This is a genomic window from Paraprevotella sp. (assembly GCF_986071375.1).
The window spans coordinates 1-17403 of the sequence record NZ_CFQRNQ010000012.1; the positions used below are offsets into that span (position 1 = coordinate 1).

The 17403-nt window shown below is 46.6% G+C and carries 15 protein-coding genes; 10 read left to right on the top strand and 5 right to left on the bottom strand.

Features of this window, described 5'->3' with window-relative positions; all coding sequences use genetic code 11:
• The first annotated feature begins 575 nt into the window (after window positions 1-575).
• Genes AC5RDV_RS07760 through AC5RDV_RS07770 form a run of 3 tightly spaced genes read left to right on the top strand, consistent with a single transcriptional unit; the run spans window position 576 to window position 3895 of the window.
• Window positions 576-1649: a DNA cytosine methyltransferase gene (locus AC5RDV_RS07760; RefSeq protein WP_008628306.1), complete on the top strand. Its 1074-nt coding sequence runs from the start codon at window positions 576-578 to the stop codon at window positions 1647-1649.
• A complete protein-coding gene (locus AC5RDV_RS07765; protein ID WP_008628305.1) occupies window positions 1639-2892 on the top strand; it encodes a DNA cytosine methyltransferase in 1254 nt (417 codons plus the stop codon). The genes AC5RDV_RS07760 and AC5RDV_RS07765 overlap by 11 nt, the downstream gene beginning before the upstream one ends.
• A complete protein-coding gene (locus tag AC5RDV_RS07770) occupies window positions 2873-3895 on the top strand; it encodes an HNH endonuclease (RefSeq protein ID WP_008628304.1) in 1023 nt (340 codons plus the stop codon). Before AC5RDV_RS07765 ends, AC5RDV_RS07770 begins: the two co-directional genes overlap by 20 nt.
• A 159-nt stretch (window positions 3896-4054) precedes the next feature.
• On the opposite strand, the gene AC5RDV_RS07775 is transcribed toward AC5RDV_RS07770, so the two are convergent.
• Genes AC5RDV_RS07775 through aroQ form a run of 5 tightly spaced genes read right to left on the bottom strand, consistent with a single transcriptional unit; the run spans window position 4055 to window position 8208 of the window.
• Window positions 4055-5284 carry an FtsX-like permease family protein gene (locus AC5RDV_RS07775; RefSeq protein WP_282746939.1) on the bottom strand — a complete coding sequence of 410 codons (1230 nt, stop codon included), beginning with the start codon at window positions 5282-5284 and terminating at the stop codon, window positions 4055-4057.
• Window positions 5281-5616, bottom strand: a complete 336-nt coding sequence (rbfA, locus tag AC5RDV_RS07780; RefSeq protein ID WP_008628295.1) for a 30S ribosome-binding factor RbfA — start codon at window positions 5614-5616, stop codon at window positions 5281-5283. Before rbfA ends, AC5RDV_RS07775 begins: the two co-directional genes overlap by 4 nt.
• 10 nt (window positions 5617-5626) lie before the next feature.
• Window positions 5627-6265 carry an O-methyltransferase gene (locus AC5RDV_RS07785; RefSeq protein ID WP_282746942.1) on the bottom strand — a complete coding sequence of 213 codons (639 nt, stop codon included), beginning with the start codon at window positions 6263-6265 and terminating at the stop codon, window positions 5627-5629.
• Between the two features lie 12 nt (window positions 6266-6277).
• The gene (gene pyk / locus AC5RDV_RS07790; RefSeq protein WP_008628293.1) at window positions 6278-7738 is read right to left on the bottom strand and encodes a pyruvate kinase; all 1461 of its coding nucleotides are present in this window, start codon (window positions 7736-7738) and stop codon (window positions 6278-6280) included.
• A gap of 38 nt (window positions 7739-7776) precedes the next feature.
• Window positions 7777-8208: a type II 3-dehydroquinate dehydratase gene (gene aroQ, locus AC5RDV_RS07795; RefSeq protein ID WP_282746943.1), complete on the bottom strand. Its 432-nt coding sequence runs from the start codon at window positions 8206-8208 to the stop codon at window positions 7777-7779.
• Between the two features lie 49 nt (window positions 8209-8257).
• On the opposite strand from aroQ, the gene xerD reads away from it, so the two are divergent.
• From xerD to AC5RDV_RS07830, 7 genes are all read left to right on the top strand, one after another.
• Entirely contained in the window at window positions 8258-9211 is a 954-nt protein-coding gene (gene xerD, locus AC5RDV_RS07800) for a site-specific tyrosine recombinase XerD (RefSeq protein ID WP_008628286.1), read from the top strand.
• Window positions 9212-9337: 126 nt separating this feature from the next.
• A complete protein-coding gene (locus AC5RDV_RS07805) occupies window positions 9338-11023 on the top strand; it encodes a tetratricopeptide repeat protein (protein WP_282746945.1) in 1686 nt (561 codons plus the stop codon).
• A 15-nt stretch (window positions 11024-11038) separates the two neighbouring features.
• Window positions 11039-12052: a TlpA disulfide reductase family protein gene (locus tag AC5RDV_RS07810; RefSeq protein ID WP_130893570.1), complete on the top strand. Its 1014-nt coding sequence runs from the start codon at window positions 11039-11041 to the stop codon at window positions 12050-12052.
• A 10-nt stretch (window positions 12053-12062) separates the two neighbouring features.
• On the top strand, window positions 12063-13601 hold the full coding sequence (locus AC5RDV_RS07815; protein ID WP_008628281.1) for a YifB family Mg chelatase-like AAA ATPase: 1539 nt from the start codon (window positions 12063-12065) through the stop codon (window positions 13599-13601).
• 119 nt (window positions 13602-13720) lie between these two features.
• A complete protein-coding gene (locus AC5RDV_RS07820; RefSeq protein WP_282746947.1) occupies window positions 13721-15577 on the top strand; it encodes an alpha-L-fucosidase in 1857 nt (618 codons plus the stop codon).
• A 5-nt stretch (window positions 15578-15582) separates the two neighbouring features.
• Window positions 15583-16644 carry a BF3164 family lipoprotein gene (locus AC5RDV_RS07825; RefSeq protein ID WP_282746949.1) on the top strand — a complete coding sequence of 354 codons (1062 nt, stop codon included), beginning with the start codon at window positions 15583-15585 and terminating at the stop codon, window positions 16642-16644.
• A 74-nt stretch (window positions 16645-16718) separates the two neighbouring features.
• Window positions 16719-17396 (top strand): cupin domain-containing protein, encoded by a 678-nt coding sequence (locus tag AC5RDV_RS07830; protein ID WP_282746950.1) that lies wholly within the window; start codon window positions 16719-16721, stop codon window positions 17394-17396.
• The last annotated feature ends 7 nt before the right edge of the window (window positions 17397-17403 follow it).

The window sequence follows — 17403 nt, forward strand, 5'->3', positions numbered from 1 at the left end:
CTCATTTTCCGGTGAAATCCCGGTGAAGGATGTAAAGTCAGAAAGTTCACCTTAAGGCGTTGGTACAGAGGGCGTCTGAAGGATGCGAACCTTTCCGGGTGAAAATCCGTTTGTAGGAGGAGTGGGAGCAGAGAACACCCTCCGGAAAACATTCACGCATCCTTTTTACCCGGTATCCGGTACAGCAAAGCCCGTAAAATGGATGTCTGCATAGCTGAAAACCGTTCTCAGCGGATTGAAAAATCGTTTGCAGCAGAACGGAAGATCGTTTGGCGCAGGATGTACGGGCGGTTTTGTATTCTATTGGGCAATAGTTTCAGGTAAAGGATTTTATGGGTGGCTTTGTTAATATATAGTTTGTTTGTTTTTGTTGCTCTTGTTCTTTTTAACTTAAACTTCTTTATGGATTAGTGCTTTTCGTGTTTTTTGAGTAACTTTGCAATCCAATTTCGTCTTGTCGTAGACGAACAGACCAGTAATAAAAGAGTAATTGAATAAAACTGTCTTAAAAATCCTTCATGGTCGCAAATGGTTGGTCGCCAGTCAGTACTGTGAGGTTGTAGCTTGTGTTATAAATGGCTGACAAAAAGTACAATGTCGTGGATTTGTTTTGTGGTTGTGGAGGTCTTTCAAAGGGATTTGAAGAGGCTGGATACAATATACTCGTTGGGGTTGACTTTGAGCAGAGTGCCTTGAATACATTCAGTTACAATCACAACGGTGCGGTAGGCTTGAGATTAGACCTTTCGGAGCCAGAGTCTTTTGATGCCATAGTTGATGCTGTTGACGGTCGTTTGGTCGATATTATAATCGGTGGTCCCCCTTGTCAAGGGTTTAGTCTGACAGGTCCTCGTAATATTGATGACCAACGCAATAAACTTTACCTCGCTATGATTGAAACGGTGCGACGCTTCAAGCCCAAGGCATTTCTCATAGAAAATGTTCCTGGTATGGCAAACCTGTATGGTGGAGCTGTAAAGGAAGAGATTATAAGGAGGTTTACCCAAATGGGGTATAAGGTGTCGTGCAAAATTGTGTGTGCCGCAGATTATGGGGTTCCTCAAATTAGGAAACGGTTGGTCTTCATTGGCCTTCGGGATTCAAAAGCTTCTTATGAATTTCCGGTTCCTTATCGGTTACCGGATAATTATCTAACCTGTGAGGATGCCATAAGTGACTTGCCTGCACTTGTTGATACTTTGGGGGAAGAAGTGGGTAAGTATGAAATGGAGCCTTTGAATGATTTCCAAAAACTGATGAGAGGAGCTTGTACGACCTTATACAATCATACGGCAATCAATCATAAGCAATTTGTCAAGGATGTCATAGCCCTTGTGCCAGATGGGGGGAATTACAAGGACTTACCTTCAGGTGTGGGTGAAAGCCGGACATTCCACATGGCTTGGACACGGCTCAACAGTAAAAAGCCTGCCCGGACAGTTGATACTGGGCACCGGAATTTGTTCCATTATAAATATAACCGATGTCCGACGGTACGAGAGAGTGCAAGGATACAAACATTTCCTGATGATTTTGTGTTCCTGGGTAATAGAGGGCAACAAAACAAGCAAGTGGGTAACGCTGTTCCTGTCCTGATGGCAAAAGCTTTGGCTACAAAACTTTTGGATTACATGCCTTATGAAACGTAATGTCGTTTTAAACACGCTTGATCTTTTTGCAGGTTGCGGGGGGCTTACGGAGGGGTTCCTCCAGTCAGGCCACTATCATACAATAGGAGCCGTGGAATGGGAAAGGGCTCCCCGTGAAACTCTTAAGCATCGTTTGCAAACAGCTTGGGGGTATAATGACGCGGATAATGTTGTGGTGCGCTTTGATATCCAACGTACAGAAGAACTTATACATGGTTTTGATGACCCGGTATATGGTTTGCATGAAGGGTTGGAAAATCTGGTAGGAGGGCGGGCTGTTGATGTCATAATTGGAGGCCCTCCATGCCAAGCATATTCTTTGGCCGGACGTATACGCGACGAACATGGTATGCGCAATGATTACCGAAATTATCTGTTTGAATGCTATGTCAAAATAGTCAAATATTTTAAGCCTAAGTTTTTTGTGTTTGAAAATGTGGTAGGGTTGTTAAGTGCAGCACCCGATGGTACATTGATTACAAGTAGGATATCAGAAGCTTTTAATGGGGCGGGATACGTGGTTACGCCCAATTTCAAAACTGCCCTGTTTGATGTGGCTGATTATGGTATTCCCCAACACCGTAAAAGGGTAATCATCCTTGGTATATCCAAGGGCCTGTTTGGAGATAAATGTGGTAAGATGCTTGATTCATTCTATACATGCATATTGCCTTCCCTAAAAGGGAAAGCAAGGAATGTCCACGATGCAATCTCTGATTTGCCGGCGCTGTATCCATTGGAATTTCCGAAGAAGGAGGGGAAATCTAAGATGTCACACATGCAACGTGATACACGATATTTTACGAATCATATTCCTCGCTTTCATAATGCGAGGGATATAGCCGTATTCAAGTTGCTTGCCGAGGACATAAAGAGTGGCAAAAGGGAGTATGTCAGTATTGAACGCTTGAAGAAACTTTATACAGAGGTTACAGGAAAAGTGAGCAACATACATAAATATTATGTATTGAGGGAAAACGAACCCAGTAATACCATTCCTGCACATCTTTTCAAGGATGGTATGCGGCATATCCATCCAGACCCTGAACAGGCTCGGTCGATTACTCCAAGGGAAGCGGCTCGTTTGCAAACATTCCCGGACGATTTTGAATTTTTGGGTGCGGCAATGTACCAATACAAAATGATTGGGAATGCAGTACCTGTTGACTTTTCTAAAATAATAGCAGAGGCTCTATATAAATTATATACTGATAATTACGAAGATGGCAGAATTTTTCATTAAACGGTTGGGGAGGCAAGAGATGGGGTCTCCTACGCCAAAGGAGGGTGGTGGTTGGCAATTCCATAGAGGACGTTATATGTTAATCTCAAAGGAATTTTATAGTTTCTTCCCACATTTGTCGACTACTATACTTAATGATTGTACGGCGCTTCCGATTTTGACAGAACATTCTGATGAAATCATCTATGCGCAATATGTCTACCATAATTCAAAGCATGTTGATACGGCATTGGTTGACGGCCAACCCCGTGACGAGTCAAGAATCTACTTGAATGGTAAATTGGATAATGAAAAAACATTGTTCATGCCAGGTGATATTGTGGTAATGATGAAATGTAGGGAGCAAGATGTTACATTTTATGTGTTGCATATATTTCAAGCCACTTCGCCATATTACAGCTTTTGGAATCAGAAACTGAATGGAAAGGCTTATGGGGTATGGGAGGGGGATTCTGCACCAACCTTTGACCATGAGTTTCACTTGCCAACTAAATCGGCATCAGTCATTGGAGACAACCGGGTTGTAAATGCGATTGAGACGCAGCAAAAACAGGTAATAGATGCCATGGCTATTTCTGAAATAGAAGCTTCCATGGGCGCAGAACTGTTCAACAGCCGTACTTTCCATGACTTTGTGATGATGGCCTACGGGGAAAGATGTGCCATTACCCACAGGGTTATATCATGCAATGGGTTTAACAATCTGGAAGCCGCTCATATTATGCCGCAAGCTCATAAGGGTAGTTTTCTCCCTTGTAATGGTATTGCTATGAGTCGGGACATGCATTGTGTTTTTGATAAGGGTTTCTTCACAATAGAAGACGACTATACGGTCATTGTGCATGCTGACGTTCTTGCCACTGATTCATACTTGAATGAATATAATGGGAAGAAGATATTCATACCGCAGGTTGAATATTTCCGTCCATTGCCAAGGTTTCTCCAATATCACAGAGACAATGTGTTTGGAACATTCCGTCAAATACGTAGTAGAAGGATGTGAATTCTTAACTTGTTAGGATGGCGTAAATGACATGAAGACATGCCGATGCTTGTCATTATGGTATTGGCGTTTTAAAGGTGGTTTAAAGTAAAAACGTAAATACACCTTGGTGTTTATGCAGGTTGGGATAAGAACGGGAAGTACAGTTATGTAAAATCGTCACTCGAGCAACCTTTTGCTCAAGTATCTTACGGGGTACCATAATGCACCATAGCTGACCAACAATACGGTAAAGAATACGATGACGACATCCCACAGGTGGATACTGACGGGGTAGGCATCTACGACGAAACTGCCGGAGGAGTTACCTAAAGTGATAAGTTCGTAGGTTTGCTGCAGGTAACAGAGACCCAGTCCGACAAGGATGCCGATTAAAGCCCCGAAGCCGGATATCATGCGTCCTTCAAACAGGAAGATACGGATAATCTGGTTGTCTTTGGCTCCTAAGTTGCGCAGGGTACGCACGTCTTCTTTCTTGTCTATAATCAGCATGGAGATGGAACCGATGATGTTGAAGCTAGCTACTAAAAGGATAAACGTAAGAAACAGGTAGGCGATGAGCTTTTCCACTTCCATGATGCGGAACACGTCTTCCTGTTGTTCGTAGCGGTCTTTTACCGTAAATCCGTTACCTAATATTTTTTGGATGTCGGCTTGTGCCTGGTGGATATCCACACCGTCTTGCAGTTGCAATTCTATGGCAGAAACACGTCCCTGTTGCCCGAACAAATCCCGGGCAAAACGAAGGGAGGTAAGAATGTAACCGGCATCGTATTTGGCCTGTTTCACGGCAAAAACCACGCCGGGTGAGTATAATTCGCTTTGTGTGAAGCTTTCCGTAGGATTGGACAGGTTAACCCGCTCTCCCTTTTGGGGGGCGTAAACCTTTAAGGGAGTGTCGAAACTGGCTCCCAGTCCTAATTGCGCAGCCAGTTGTATGCCCAACACTCCGAATTCCAGTACATCGGCATGTAAAGTGAACGTACCGTCTCCGTAAAGCAGTTTGTTCAGGTCTGCCATTTGGGCGAAGTTGTCGTCTACACCTTTGATGGTGACCATGGCTTGGTGGTCACCGCAAATGACAAGTGCATGGTCTTCCAACGTTTCCGTGTAGATTTTGATTCCCGGATAGGTTTTTAGGGCTGTGAGTCTCGGGTCGTCTGCGGCCATGGTCTTCCCTTGGGATGGCGTGACCTTCAGCTGTGGGTCGATGGCGGTGAAAAATGAGGCGACAAGGTCTTGGAACCCGTTGAATACGGACATCGTACAGACCAATGCCATGGTGGCCAGGGCTACACCGCATACCGAAATCGCAGAAATGATGTTGATGGCATGGTGCGATTTCTTGGAAAACAGGTATCGTCGTGCGATGTAGAACGGGAAGTTCATTCTTTCAGCAGCTTGTCGATGTTTTCGATATAGTCCAAGGAGTCATCTACGAAGAATTTCAATTCGGGGATGATGCGTAACTGATGGCGTACCCGTGTCCCCAGTTCGTAACGGATGGCTTTCATGTTGCCGTTGATGTTCTTTATGATTTCTTCGCTTTGCCGGCTCGGAAATATGCTCAGGTACACGCGGCAGATGCTGAGGTCCGGACTGATGCGGCAGGCACTTACCGAAACCAATACTCCTTTCATCGCCTTGGTTTGCAACATGAATATTTCGCTGAGTTCCTTTTGTATCAGCCGGGAGATTTTGTTTTGTCTGGTTGTTTCCATATTTTTTATTTTATTTTTTGCGGATGAGGGTCAACCCGTCACGTAAAGGCAGGATGACTTTCTCCACACGTGGGTCTGTGGCTATACGGTCGTTAAAGGCGGTGATTCCCCTTGTCTGTGCGTCCTTATGGGGGGGAGGTTCTAATACGTGGCCGTCCCACAAGGTGTTGTCGGCCAAGATATACCCTCCCGGTTCGAGGCGTGGGAGAATCATTTCGTAGTAGTCCGTGTAGCGTCGCTTGTCACCGTCTACGAAAGCCATGTCGAACGTGAGTCCCATTTCCGGGACTCGTTCCAAGGCATCGCCGATGATGAACTCTATTTGTGAGGCGTATGGGGAGTTCTCAATCCATGGTCGGGTGAAATCCTCCTGTTCGTCATTGATTTCAAAGGTGTACAAGCGGCCGTCCGGTTCAAGGCCTTCTGCCATGCAGAGGGCTGAATAGCCACTGTAAGTCCCGATTTCCAGAATACGCTGCGGACGTATCATGCGGACCAGCATTTTGAGCAAACGTCCTTGCAAATGTCCGGAAGCCATGCGGGGACGCAGCAGTTTTACATGCGTGTCCCGATACAAGGCTTTCAGATATTCGCTTTCTTCGTCGATATGTTCGAGGATATATTGGTCCAACCGGTCCGTTTCCTGCATATTCGGTAGATATTAGAGATAGCGTGTCCGATTGGGCAGTACGTACTCCATGGCGTGTTCCAATACGTCGCCTACTACGTTGATTTCAAGGAAAGAGGTCTTCGTGCCTTGCTTTCCGCCGCTCAGGTATGCCACCATTTCGTTTTCGGAGAGCACGCCGTCTTTGAGCAGTTTCTGAAGGGCGGCGAAGTAATATGCTTGCCCGTTGGCCTTTTCCGGCATAAAGATGGCTTCCACTCCGTAGGACAGTGCGAGATGGCGCATGGTCTTTTCCTTGTAGCAGACGGCCAATACCGGATATTTGCCGCGGTAGGCTGCCAAAGACCGTGCGGTTAGTCCGCTGAAACTATCGGTAATGATGGCACGGATGGGCATCAAGTTCGTGGCACGTACGGCCGACTTGGCCAAGAATGAAGTTACGTCTGCCTTTTCCGGCGTGAGCGGTATTTGTATGTCGTTTTCCTCCAGTTTGTCTTTTTCAGCTTGTGCTGCAATAGTGGCCATCGTGCGTACGGCCTCTACCGGATATTTGCCGTAAGCCGTTTCGCCGCTCAACATCAAGGCATCTGTACGGTAGTAGATGGCATTGGCGATGTCCGTTACTTCTGCCCGTGTCGGACGTGGGTTGTTGATCATCGTATGGAGCATTTGTGTGGCTACGATAACCGGCTTTTTGGCCAGGATACACTTCTTAATCAAGATACGCTGTATGCCTGGGATGCGTTCCTGAGGTACTTCGATGCCCAAATCTCCCCGGGCAACCATGATGCCGTCTGCCTCTTCCAGAATTTCATCGATGTTATCCACGCCTTCCTGATTCTCGATTTTTGCGATAATTTTGATGTCGCTGCCGTATGCGTTCAGAATTTCGCGGATGTCCAAAACGTCTTGCTTGTTGCGGACGAAAGAATGGGCGATGAAATCTATGTCTTTTTCGATGGCATAAAGGATGTTGTTACGGTCTTTTTCTGTGAGGGATGGCAGATTGATGCGTACACCCGGCACGTTCACGCTTTTGCGACTGGCCAGTGTCGCATCGTTGCATACTTCGCAATACAAAGCTTCTTCATCCTTATCCGTTACTTTCAGTTCAAGGTCTCCATCGTCTATCAATATCTTGGCACCTACGGATAAGTCGTTTACGAAGTGCGGATAAGTGACATAAATGCATCCGCGCACGGTTTCCTTGTCCGGGTTTCCTATGATTTTAACTTTGTCGCCGGTCTTATATTCAGTAGTTTCTTCTGCATTCTTCGTAGTTCTCACTTCCGGCCCTTTGGTATCCATTAATATGCCGATGCGGTTGGATACCTCACGAACGTTGGAAATCAGTTTCTCGAAACCTTCCCGGCTAGCGTGGGCTGTATTCATGCGTACCACGTTCATACCGGCATTGAAAAGGTCGCGAATAAAATCCACATCGCAGCGCAAGTCTGATATGGAAGCGACGATCTTCGTCTTTTTCAACATCATAATCTTTATACCTTTTAAATTTTAATACCTATACTTTTTTATTGTGCCTTTCCTGCGCGTAGCAGTGCTTCGACCGCCAGTCTGTAAGAGTCAAGGCCAAAACCGCAAATAACACCTAAGCAAGCACATGAAATCATGGATCTGTGGCGGAACTCTTCCCGTTTGTGCACATTGCTGATGTGCACTTCGACAACCGGGGCGGAAATAGCCCTGATGGCATCTTGCAGGGCAATGGACGTATGCGTGTAGGCACCGGCATTCAGGATGATGCCTGTGTCTTCAAATCCAACTTCGTGGATTTTATCGATCATCTTCCCCTCGATGTTGCTTTGATAGTAATCAATGGTCAAATCGGGATAGGCCATGCGCAGCTTCTCTAAATAACTTTCAAAGGATTCTGCGCCGTATATGCTAGGTTCTCGTTTACCCAACAAGTTGATATTTGGCCCGTTTATGATTTGTATTCTCATCTTTTTCTATAATTTTGTAGAAAACGTGCCGCAAAAATACAAAAAAAGAATGGAATACAGCGAAAAAACGTCTTATAATAGAGGTGGGGATGTCTCGAAAGTGCTGCTACGAAGATATTACCAGTATTTGAAGTTGGAAAGAGGGCTTTCAGAAAATACGTTGGATGCTTATACCGAAGATTTAAGGAAGCTTTTGGACTTTTTTTCAGATGAGGAACTGGATTTCAGGGCTGTCTCTCTGGATGATTTGCATCAGTTTATGGCAGAATTGGCAGACGTGGGAATCAGCCCCCGTTCTATGGCGCGTATCTTGTCCGGAATCCGTTCATTCTACCGTTTCCTGTATGTGGAGAAAGAAATCGAGCAGGATCCGACGGAACTGCTTGAATCTCCGAAAATAGGGCGACGTTTACCGGAGGTCCTGACCGTGGCAGAAATAGATGCTATGATCGAGGGCATTGATTTGAGTCAACCGGAGGGACAACGGAACCGTGCCATTCTGGAGATGCTTTACAGTTGTGGCTTGCGGGTAAGTGAGTTATGCGGGCTTCGGATTTCCGATTTGTTTTTGGAAGAGGGCTTCATCAGGGTGAAGGGCAAAGGGGAGAAGGAACGTTTGGTTCCCATTTCCGGCCGTGCCGTACACGAATTGGAGAATTGGTTCCTTTGCAGGAATCTTATCCGTATCAAGCCTGGACATGAGGATTTTGTGTTTTTGAGTTTGAGGAGGGGGACTGCCTTGTCGCGGATTACTATTTTTTATTGGGTCAAAGAACTGGCAGTTGCAGCCGGAATCCAGAAGACGATAAGTCCCCATACTTTCCGCCATTCTTTTGCTACCCATTTGTTGGAGGGGGGCGCGAACTTGAGGGTCATACAGGCTATGTTGGGGCATGAGAGCATTTCCACGACAGAAATTTATACCCATATCGACAGAAGCCGTTTGCGGCGGGAAATCATGGAACATCATCCGCGGAATATTCGTGACGATTCTTCAAAATAAAGGCGGAAGTGGGTTGAATATGGTATAATACGCATTTTTTTTGCAATATTTTAAAGTTAAAAATAACACGGTCTATTAAAGATTTGTATCTTTGCAGCCGGAACTATTAATTAAAACAGTGTTAGTATGCGTAAAAATTATTATTTAGTCATGTCGTTGGCTGCCGTTGCGGCTCTTTCGTCATGCAAGAAGTTAGGCGAACTTTCTGCCGACAACTTTACGGTGACTCCGACTCCGTTGGAGGCGATTGCCGGTCAGGTGCCTGCCACTATCGACGGTAAATTCCCCGAGAAGTATATGAAGAAGAAAGCCGTGGTAACGGTGACTCCGGTATTGAAGTACGAAGGCGGCGAGGCTAAAGGACAGAGTGCTACGTTCCAAGGCGAAAAAGTACAAGGTAACGACCAGACTATCGCTTACAAGGCAGGCGGCACTTATACGATGAAGTCTATATTTGACTTTGTTCCGGCTATGCAGCAGTCCGATCTTTACCTGCAGTTCGATGCGAAGGTAGGCAAGAAGACGGTGTCTGTTCCTGAAGTGAAAGTGGGTTACGGGGTTATTGCCACATCTCAGTTGTTGCAGAATACCTTGGCTTCTGTGAAACCGTCTTTGGCTGCAGATGCTTATCAGCGCATTATCAAAGAAAAGCAGGAAGCTAACATTAAGTTCTTGATTCAGCAAGCCAAGTTGCGCGATTCTGAATTGAATTCTGAAAACATGAAAGAATTCATCGCAATGATGAAAGAAATCAATGACGCCAAAGAAACGCGTGCATTGAACAATATCGAGATTTCGGCTTATGCTTCTCCCGATGGAGCCCTTGATTTGAACACCCGTTTGGCTGAACAGCGTCAGGACAATTCTGAAAAGTTCCTCCAAAAGAAAATGAAAGCCAATGAGGTGACTGCCGAAGTGGATACGAAGTATACTGCTGAGGACTGGGATGGTTTCCAGGAATTGGTTTCACAGAGCAATATCCAAGATAAGGAAGTTATCTTGCGTGTACTTTCTATGTATAAGGATCCCGAGGAACGTGAAGCGCAGATTAAGAACATGTCTGCCGTATTCAAGGAATTGGCCGAGACGATTCTTCCTGAATTGCGTCGTGCACGTTTGACGATGAATTATGAAATCATCGGTCGTAGCGACGAGCAGATTGTGGCACAATTCGGTAGCGATGCCTCGAAGTTAAGCGTGGAAGAATTGCTTTATGGTGCAAACTTGGCTTCTGTATCCAATAAGAAAGCTTGGTACCAAAAGACTTCACAACTTTATCCCAACGATTACCGTGCATACAACAACCTCGGTATGTTGGCATACCAGAAAGGAGATTTGAGTGCAGCTGAAAACTATTTCAACAAGGCCAAGTCTTTGAAGGGCGATGCCGGTGAAGTGAACGCTAACTTGGCGTTGATTGCTTTAAGCAAAGGTAATGTGAAGGATGCCGAAACGTATATGGGCAAGGCTTCCGGTGCTGAAGGTTTCAACGAAGCCAATGCTGCATTGAATATTGCTAAGGGATCTTACCAACAGGCTGCCAGTGCTGCGAACGGCGTGAAGTCAAATACAGCTGCTTTGGCTCAGATTCTGAATAAGGATTATGCTGCTGCCAAGTCTACATTGAACGGCGTAGCTAATAAGGATGCTTATACTTCATATCTGTTGGCTATCGTTGCTGCCCGCACAAATGACGCAGCTGGTGTAAACACGAATTTGAAGGATGCTGTCAGCAAGGATTCTTCTTTGAAGAGCCGCGCAGTCAAGGATCTTGAATTTGCAGAATACAAATCAGCTGTTGAAAGTTTGTAATCGATGACTTTTTAGATGAAGAGATTTATTCTCTATACATTAGTAGCATTCACCCTGCTCAGTTGTGGAGGATCTGAAGGCCGGTTTCGGCTGAAAGGAGAATTCGAACACCTGCGGCAGGGTGAATTCTATATATATAGCAATGATGGAGGAACCTCAGGATTCGATACCATCAAGATTGAAGATGGACAGTTCGACTATGAAACGGACTTGAGAAACCATGCCATTTATTATCTTTTATACCCCAACTTGTCCGAACAGGTTATTTTCGGTACCTCGGGCGACGTAATTACGCTTAAGGGGGATGCCCGTAACTTGAAAAGCGTGGAGGTGAAGGGGAGTAAGCCGAATGAGGAACTGACGGCTTTTCGTTTGGAGAATAAAGATAAGGGGCTTGTTGGGATAAGGGAAGCTGCTGTGGCTTTTATGACGCATTCGCCTTCATCGCCCGTAAGTGTTTTTTTATTCAAGGAGTATTTTTTGCTTGCTAATGATGTATCGCAAGATGAGGTAAAAAAACACTATCGTGCATTGTGCGAGGCACAGCCCGACAACCTACTGCTTTTAAGTTGGCAGTCTGATATAGAAAACAGGGGGCGACTTTTGAAAAAGGGAAGCTCTTTGCCCGATTTTGTTTTTACTTTGAAAGACGGCAGGAAGGTACAGGCTTCCGATTATCGTGGGAAACCGCTTTTGGTCAATTTTTGGGCTTCGTGGGAAAGCCGTAGCCGGGCTGAAACTTTCCGTATCAGGCGGATGTTGAAAGGAAATTCCGGGAAGATAGAGGCCGTCAGTATTTCGTTGGATGTTAACGATGCGGCCCGAAAGGGAATTGAACGTATGGACAGTGTGTCGTGGACAAGCTATTGTGACTTTCAGGCGTGGAATAGTCCGTTGGTCAAACTGTTCGGCATCCGTTCCATACCTTTCTTTATATTGGTAGGGGCAGACGGTAAAGTGCTTGCTGCCGGAGCTTCTTATGAGAAGGACATAGAGCCGGAAATCAAGAAACTTTTTGAATCGCGATAAACGGGCCGTTATGTTAGTAAAGGTTTATGGTGCATCGGTCCGGGGGCTTTCTGCCATACCCGTAACCATTGAGGTGAATGCCTCAAGGGGGATTAAGTTCTTTTTGGTTGGTTTGCCGGACAATGCGGTAAAAGAGAGCCACGAGCGCATTGTGGCGGCAGTAGAAAACAGTGGATTCCGTTTCCCCTCGAAACAGTTCGTGGTCAATATGGCTCCTGCGGATATCCGTAAGGAGGGAGCGGGATATGACTTGCCCTTGGCCATCGGAATCTTGGCGACGGACGAAAAGGTGAAACTCGAAAAGTTATCCCGCACCATGATGCTTGGTGAGTTGAGCCTTGACGGTAGCTTGCAACCGGTGAAAGGGGCTTTGCTGATAGCCATCAAGGCCCGGGAGATGGGGTTTGAGCATTTGATTGTTCCAGAGCAGAATGTCCGGGAAGCCGCAGTGGTCAACCAACTTAAGGTGTATGGGGCGCGTCATATCAGTGAGGTGGTGCGTTTCTTGAATGATGAGGGAGGTCTTTTGCCTACTGAAGTAGATACACGGGCTGAATTTTATGCCCAACAGACTGAGTTTGATTTCGACTTTGCAGATGTGAAAGGCCAAGAGCATGTGAAACGGGCATTAGAGGTGGCTGCGGCAGGTGGTCATAATGTCATCATGATAGGTCCTCCCGGAAGTGGGAAATCCATGATGGCAAAGCGTTTGCCTTCTATCTTGCCTCCTTTGTCATTGGCTGAAAGTTTGGAAACCACCCAGATACATTCGGTGGCCGGAAAACTGGAGCGTGAAAGTTCGCTCATCGCCCGGCGTCCGTTCCGTTCTCCTCATCATACGATTTCGCAGATTGCCTTGGTGGGAGGAGGGGCGAATCCCCAACCCGGCGAAGTGAGTCTGGCGCATAACGGGGTGCTGTTTTGTGATGAGTTGCCGGAGTTTTCCCGTTCGGTGCTCGAAGTGTTGCGTCAGCCGCTCGAGGACCGGCAAATCAACATATCCCGTGCCAAGTATAGTGTCACTTATCCTTGTTCGTTTATGTTCGTGGCTTCCATGAATCCGTGTCCGTGCGGTTATTACAATCATCCCACGAAGGCTTGTGTCTGCACACCGGGACAGATTCACCGTTACCTGCATAAAATATCTGGGCCGTTGTTGGATCGCATAGACTTGCAGATAGAGATTACTCCTTTGTCGTTTGAAGAACTTTCGCGGACAGCTCCCGGAGAATGCAGTGCCGTGATTCGGGAGCGGGTGGTTCGTGCCCGCCGTATTCAGGAACAGCGTTATGCCGATAGCAAGGGAGTACATTGTAATGCGCAGATGACCTCTCGTCTGTTACGGGAATATGCAGCTCCTGATGAACAGGGGGTGGAGATGTTGCGGGCGGCTATGTCGCGGCTTCAGCTCTCAGCCCGTGCTTATGACCGTATTTTGCGTGTGGCTCGTACAATTGCGGATTTGGACGGGAAGGAAACTGTCGGGCTTCCCCATATAGCTGAAGCCATCGGTTACCGGAATTTGGACCGGGCCGGATGGGGAGAGTAGCTTGCATTTCACCGAAATAGGCAAAACATTCCCTTTTTTTGGGAAACTTCTTAATGCTCTCTCTTTGTATCTTTGCTTTAGTTTGTTTTAACCTATAATTAAAGAAGAGAATGGTAAGTATGAAAGCATGGACACATGGTTTATGGAGTTTGTTGTGTGCTGGAATGGTAGGTGTTGTCCCGGCAAAGGTTGCCGCTGCTTTGCCGCAAGGAAGCGGTAAAGCCGTGAATTTGGCTTTGGGGGCGGAAGCATTTTCCGGCTCTTGCTATGGTGCCGGATATGAGGCCAAGTATGTGACGGATGGCAATTGGGATACGCGTTGGGCATCAGCCGGACTGTCTGGGACGGTATGGCTTACCTTGGACTTGAAAGGGGAAAGGACGTTCAACTGCATTGATGTTTATGAGACAGAAGGTTACAAAGGACGCATAGAGGAGATTGTCATTTCAGTGTCCAATGACGGAATAGGATGGAAACGTTGGCTGAACCGCAGACCGAGTGATGCACGGACAGTGTTGGTTGGTGAAGAGATGACAGCACGTTATGTACAGGTCTCTTTTTTGGAGTGTAGTCCGGAGGGCATCAACGTAGATGAAATCGGTATCTATGACGACCCGCAAGCTGTGGCTACGCCCGAACCGACGGCGTGGAGGGAGGATGCTCTCGGTTGGATTCGTCAACTGCCTTCCCGTGAGGCCAATGTGTACCAACAGCGTAAGGCACATTTGAAGTACGGAATGTTTATCCATTACGGTATGAATACCTTTTTGGGGCAGGAATGGAGCGATGGTTCATCTCCGGCCTCGGCCTACCATCCGGACTTGTCCACGCTCAATCCCGAGGCTTGGGTCAAGGTGGCATACGAAGGCGGTATGAATTTCATTGTGTTGGTTACGAAGCATCATGACGGTTTTGCTTTGTGGAATACTCAGGTCGGTACGTATAACATCAATCATACGGGCCGGAAAGGCGACCGTCGGGACATCGTAAAAGAAGTAGCGGATGCTTGCCGCAAGTATGGAATCAAGTTGGGGCTATATTATTCTGCTTGGGACCGGAACTGGGATGCGAACCATACGCAGGCCTCCACGGGGTTAGACCGTGTACAGTTGGCGCAGGAATATAATGATTTCGCTTTGGCGCAAATCACCGAACTGATGGACGGGCGTTACGGCGAGATTTCGGAATTCTGGATAGACGGGGCGTGGGTGAAGAGCAATAAGGCATGGGAATTCGGCCGGATGTATGACAAGGTGAAGCGTTTGCAGCCTTCCTGCCAGATGGCGGTCAATACTTGCATCCGTTGTGGACGCACCCCGGACCAATACCAAGGCGGAGAAGAAATCTATTATTTCCCTTCCGACTTTCGTTTGCACGACCCGATGTTTACTCGGCGCGGTGCGGATGCTGACCCGAAAGTCTACCGTCGTGAGGGACAGGACTATTATTTGCCTTTCGAAGCCACGGTCTGTATGAACAACAGTTGGTTTTGGTCTGAAAAGAATAATGCGGAGAGTGTCATGTCGGCCGATAAAATCAAGGCGGCATACGAACACATGGTGGAACAGGGCAATACCTTGGTGGTCAACCTGGCTCCCGGCAAGGACGGATTGTTGAAAGACTATGATGTAGAAGCTTTGTATGAAGGGGCTCGTGCGTTGGGCATAGCCCGTGGGGAAGCCCGTTTGAATCCGGATAAGGATGAGAAGGCTGTGCGCATAGATTATGTGACGACCAAGGGGTATGTGGCATTTCCCACCCGTTATCTTTATGGGAAGAAAGGGGTTGGCTTTACCGTCAAGGCCGAAGACTTGTCGCAAGACGGCTATCGCTTCGTAGGAAAAGAGAAAGTCGTAGAGGGTCGTTTCGGCAAGACCAAACGTATAGAGTTTGTGTACGAGGATGTGGCCGGAATCCCGGCAAGCGGTAAGTCGGATGGTTCGCTGTCAGGTTCGTATTCATGTCACATGAATTAGTAGGTATGAAGAAAGTTGTTTTTGTTGTGCTTGCAACATTGTGGTTGTTTGCATGTAAAAAAGAAGACGGTAAAAAGGTAGAGTTTCATGCTCTGCCTGTCAGTTCTATAGTGTCGGATACGTTGGAAATAGATTCGGTGCGCATGAATACCTTTTTTTCTAATCCGACTGCTCTTTTCATTATAGATGATTCGTTGATTCTCGTTTTTGATGATAATAGAAGTGACAAACTTTGCCATTTTATCCATACGAAAGGGTATGTAGTTAAAAGTTTTGGTGAATGGGGACGGGCGCGCGGAGAATTTATCTTGCCGCAAGGATTGTCCTTGTCTAAAGATAAGGAGACTTGTTGCGTGTACGATTATAATACGCAATATACTGTTTGCTTTTCCGTAAAAGAGGCACTGGGTGGAGGCAATCCTGTCCAAGATGTGATAAGAATGGAAGAAGTAGAAAGCGGGCGACCTGTGGAGCATCGCTTCCATCAAGTCTTGGCTTTGTCAAACAACCGTTTCCTTGGCTTTGGCAACCATCCTGAAAATAGGGTTCAAATCTTTAATCGGTTAAAGGTGCTTGCCGCGTATTCAGATTTTCCGGTTCTTGACGAAAAAGAAGAGAACAACAGGTCTGTTTGGGGTAATTTGGCATCTTTTGGTGTATCTCCGGATGAAAAACATATCGTCACAACCACCGGGATAGGGGCGGCCTTTGAGATATTGTCTTTGAGTGGGGAAAAAATAAGCCATAAGTTGGTGAAAGGCTTCTATGCTCCGAAATATTCTATTGCTCAGGGAGCCGTTCCGACTTGTGTCGTCGTATGTCCGGAAACAGTAGTCGGATTTAATGCCCTGCATGTGGCAAATGATTGTTTTTATGCCGTGTTAGCCGGGCCGGAAGAGCGGTACAATGAAATCTTGAAATTTGATTTTGGTGGGGAATGTGTGCATAGATATTGTTTTCCGTCGGATATTGTTTATATAAATTGTATGACGGTCGATAAAGGGCGGCTTTGGGCTTTTGTGGAAAATAAGGACGGGGAAATAAAACTTATACAGACAAGGATATGAAGAATGACGGGCATACCCGTCATTCTTTTTCTTTTTTTCTTGATTTTTATCCGGAAAAGCGTTATTTTCGATGTTTGTATGAATCAACGTTGTGTGCGTCGGATATGGGAGCTTTGTCGTTACGGGATATTTCGTTGTTGCCGGTTTTTGCGGGCGTGAAGCAAGTGGGGCCTTGGTGGAATTTCAAGCATGTTATCAGCCCTTTCTATCGTTTGTATTATGTGGAGAGCGGGGCGGCTCGCGTGTGCGTGGATGATGTGTGGTATGAGTTGCGCTCCGGGCAGTTGTTCCTCATTCCGAAATATGCTTGCCATAGTTATGAATGCACGGGAGGGATGAACCATTACTATATCTGTTTCTTTGATGATTGGGTAGGGAACGGGGTGCCTCGTCCCGACAAGATGGCTTTGCAGGTACAGGCAGAGCCTTATGATTTGGCTTTGATGCGACGGTTCCTGCAGTTGAATCCGTGTATGGAACTTGTCAATGTAGACCCCAAGGTCTATAACCGGGCAGTGTACGATGGGGCAACCTGTCTCTCCCATGCCCGAAAGGAGATGGAGAGTTGTGGCATCCTGATGCAGTTGTTTTCCCGTTTTGTTACGGACGAGTGCCTGGGATATTGCTTGGGAGCGGCAGCCGGTGGCAAGTTCGACGAAATTGTGAACTATATCCACAGCCATTTGGACCGGCATATCCCCTTTGGCCGAGTTGGCAGACAGGGCTTGTCTGACGGCGGGGCATTTCTCTAAAGTATTC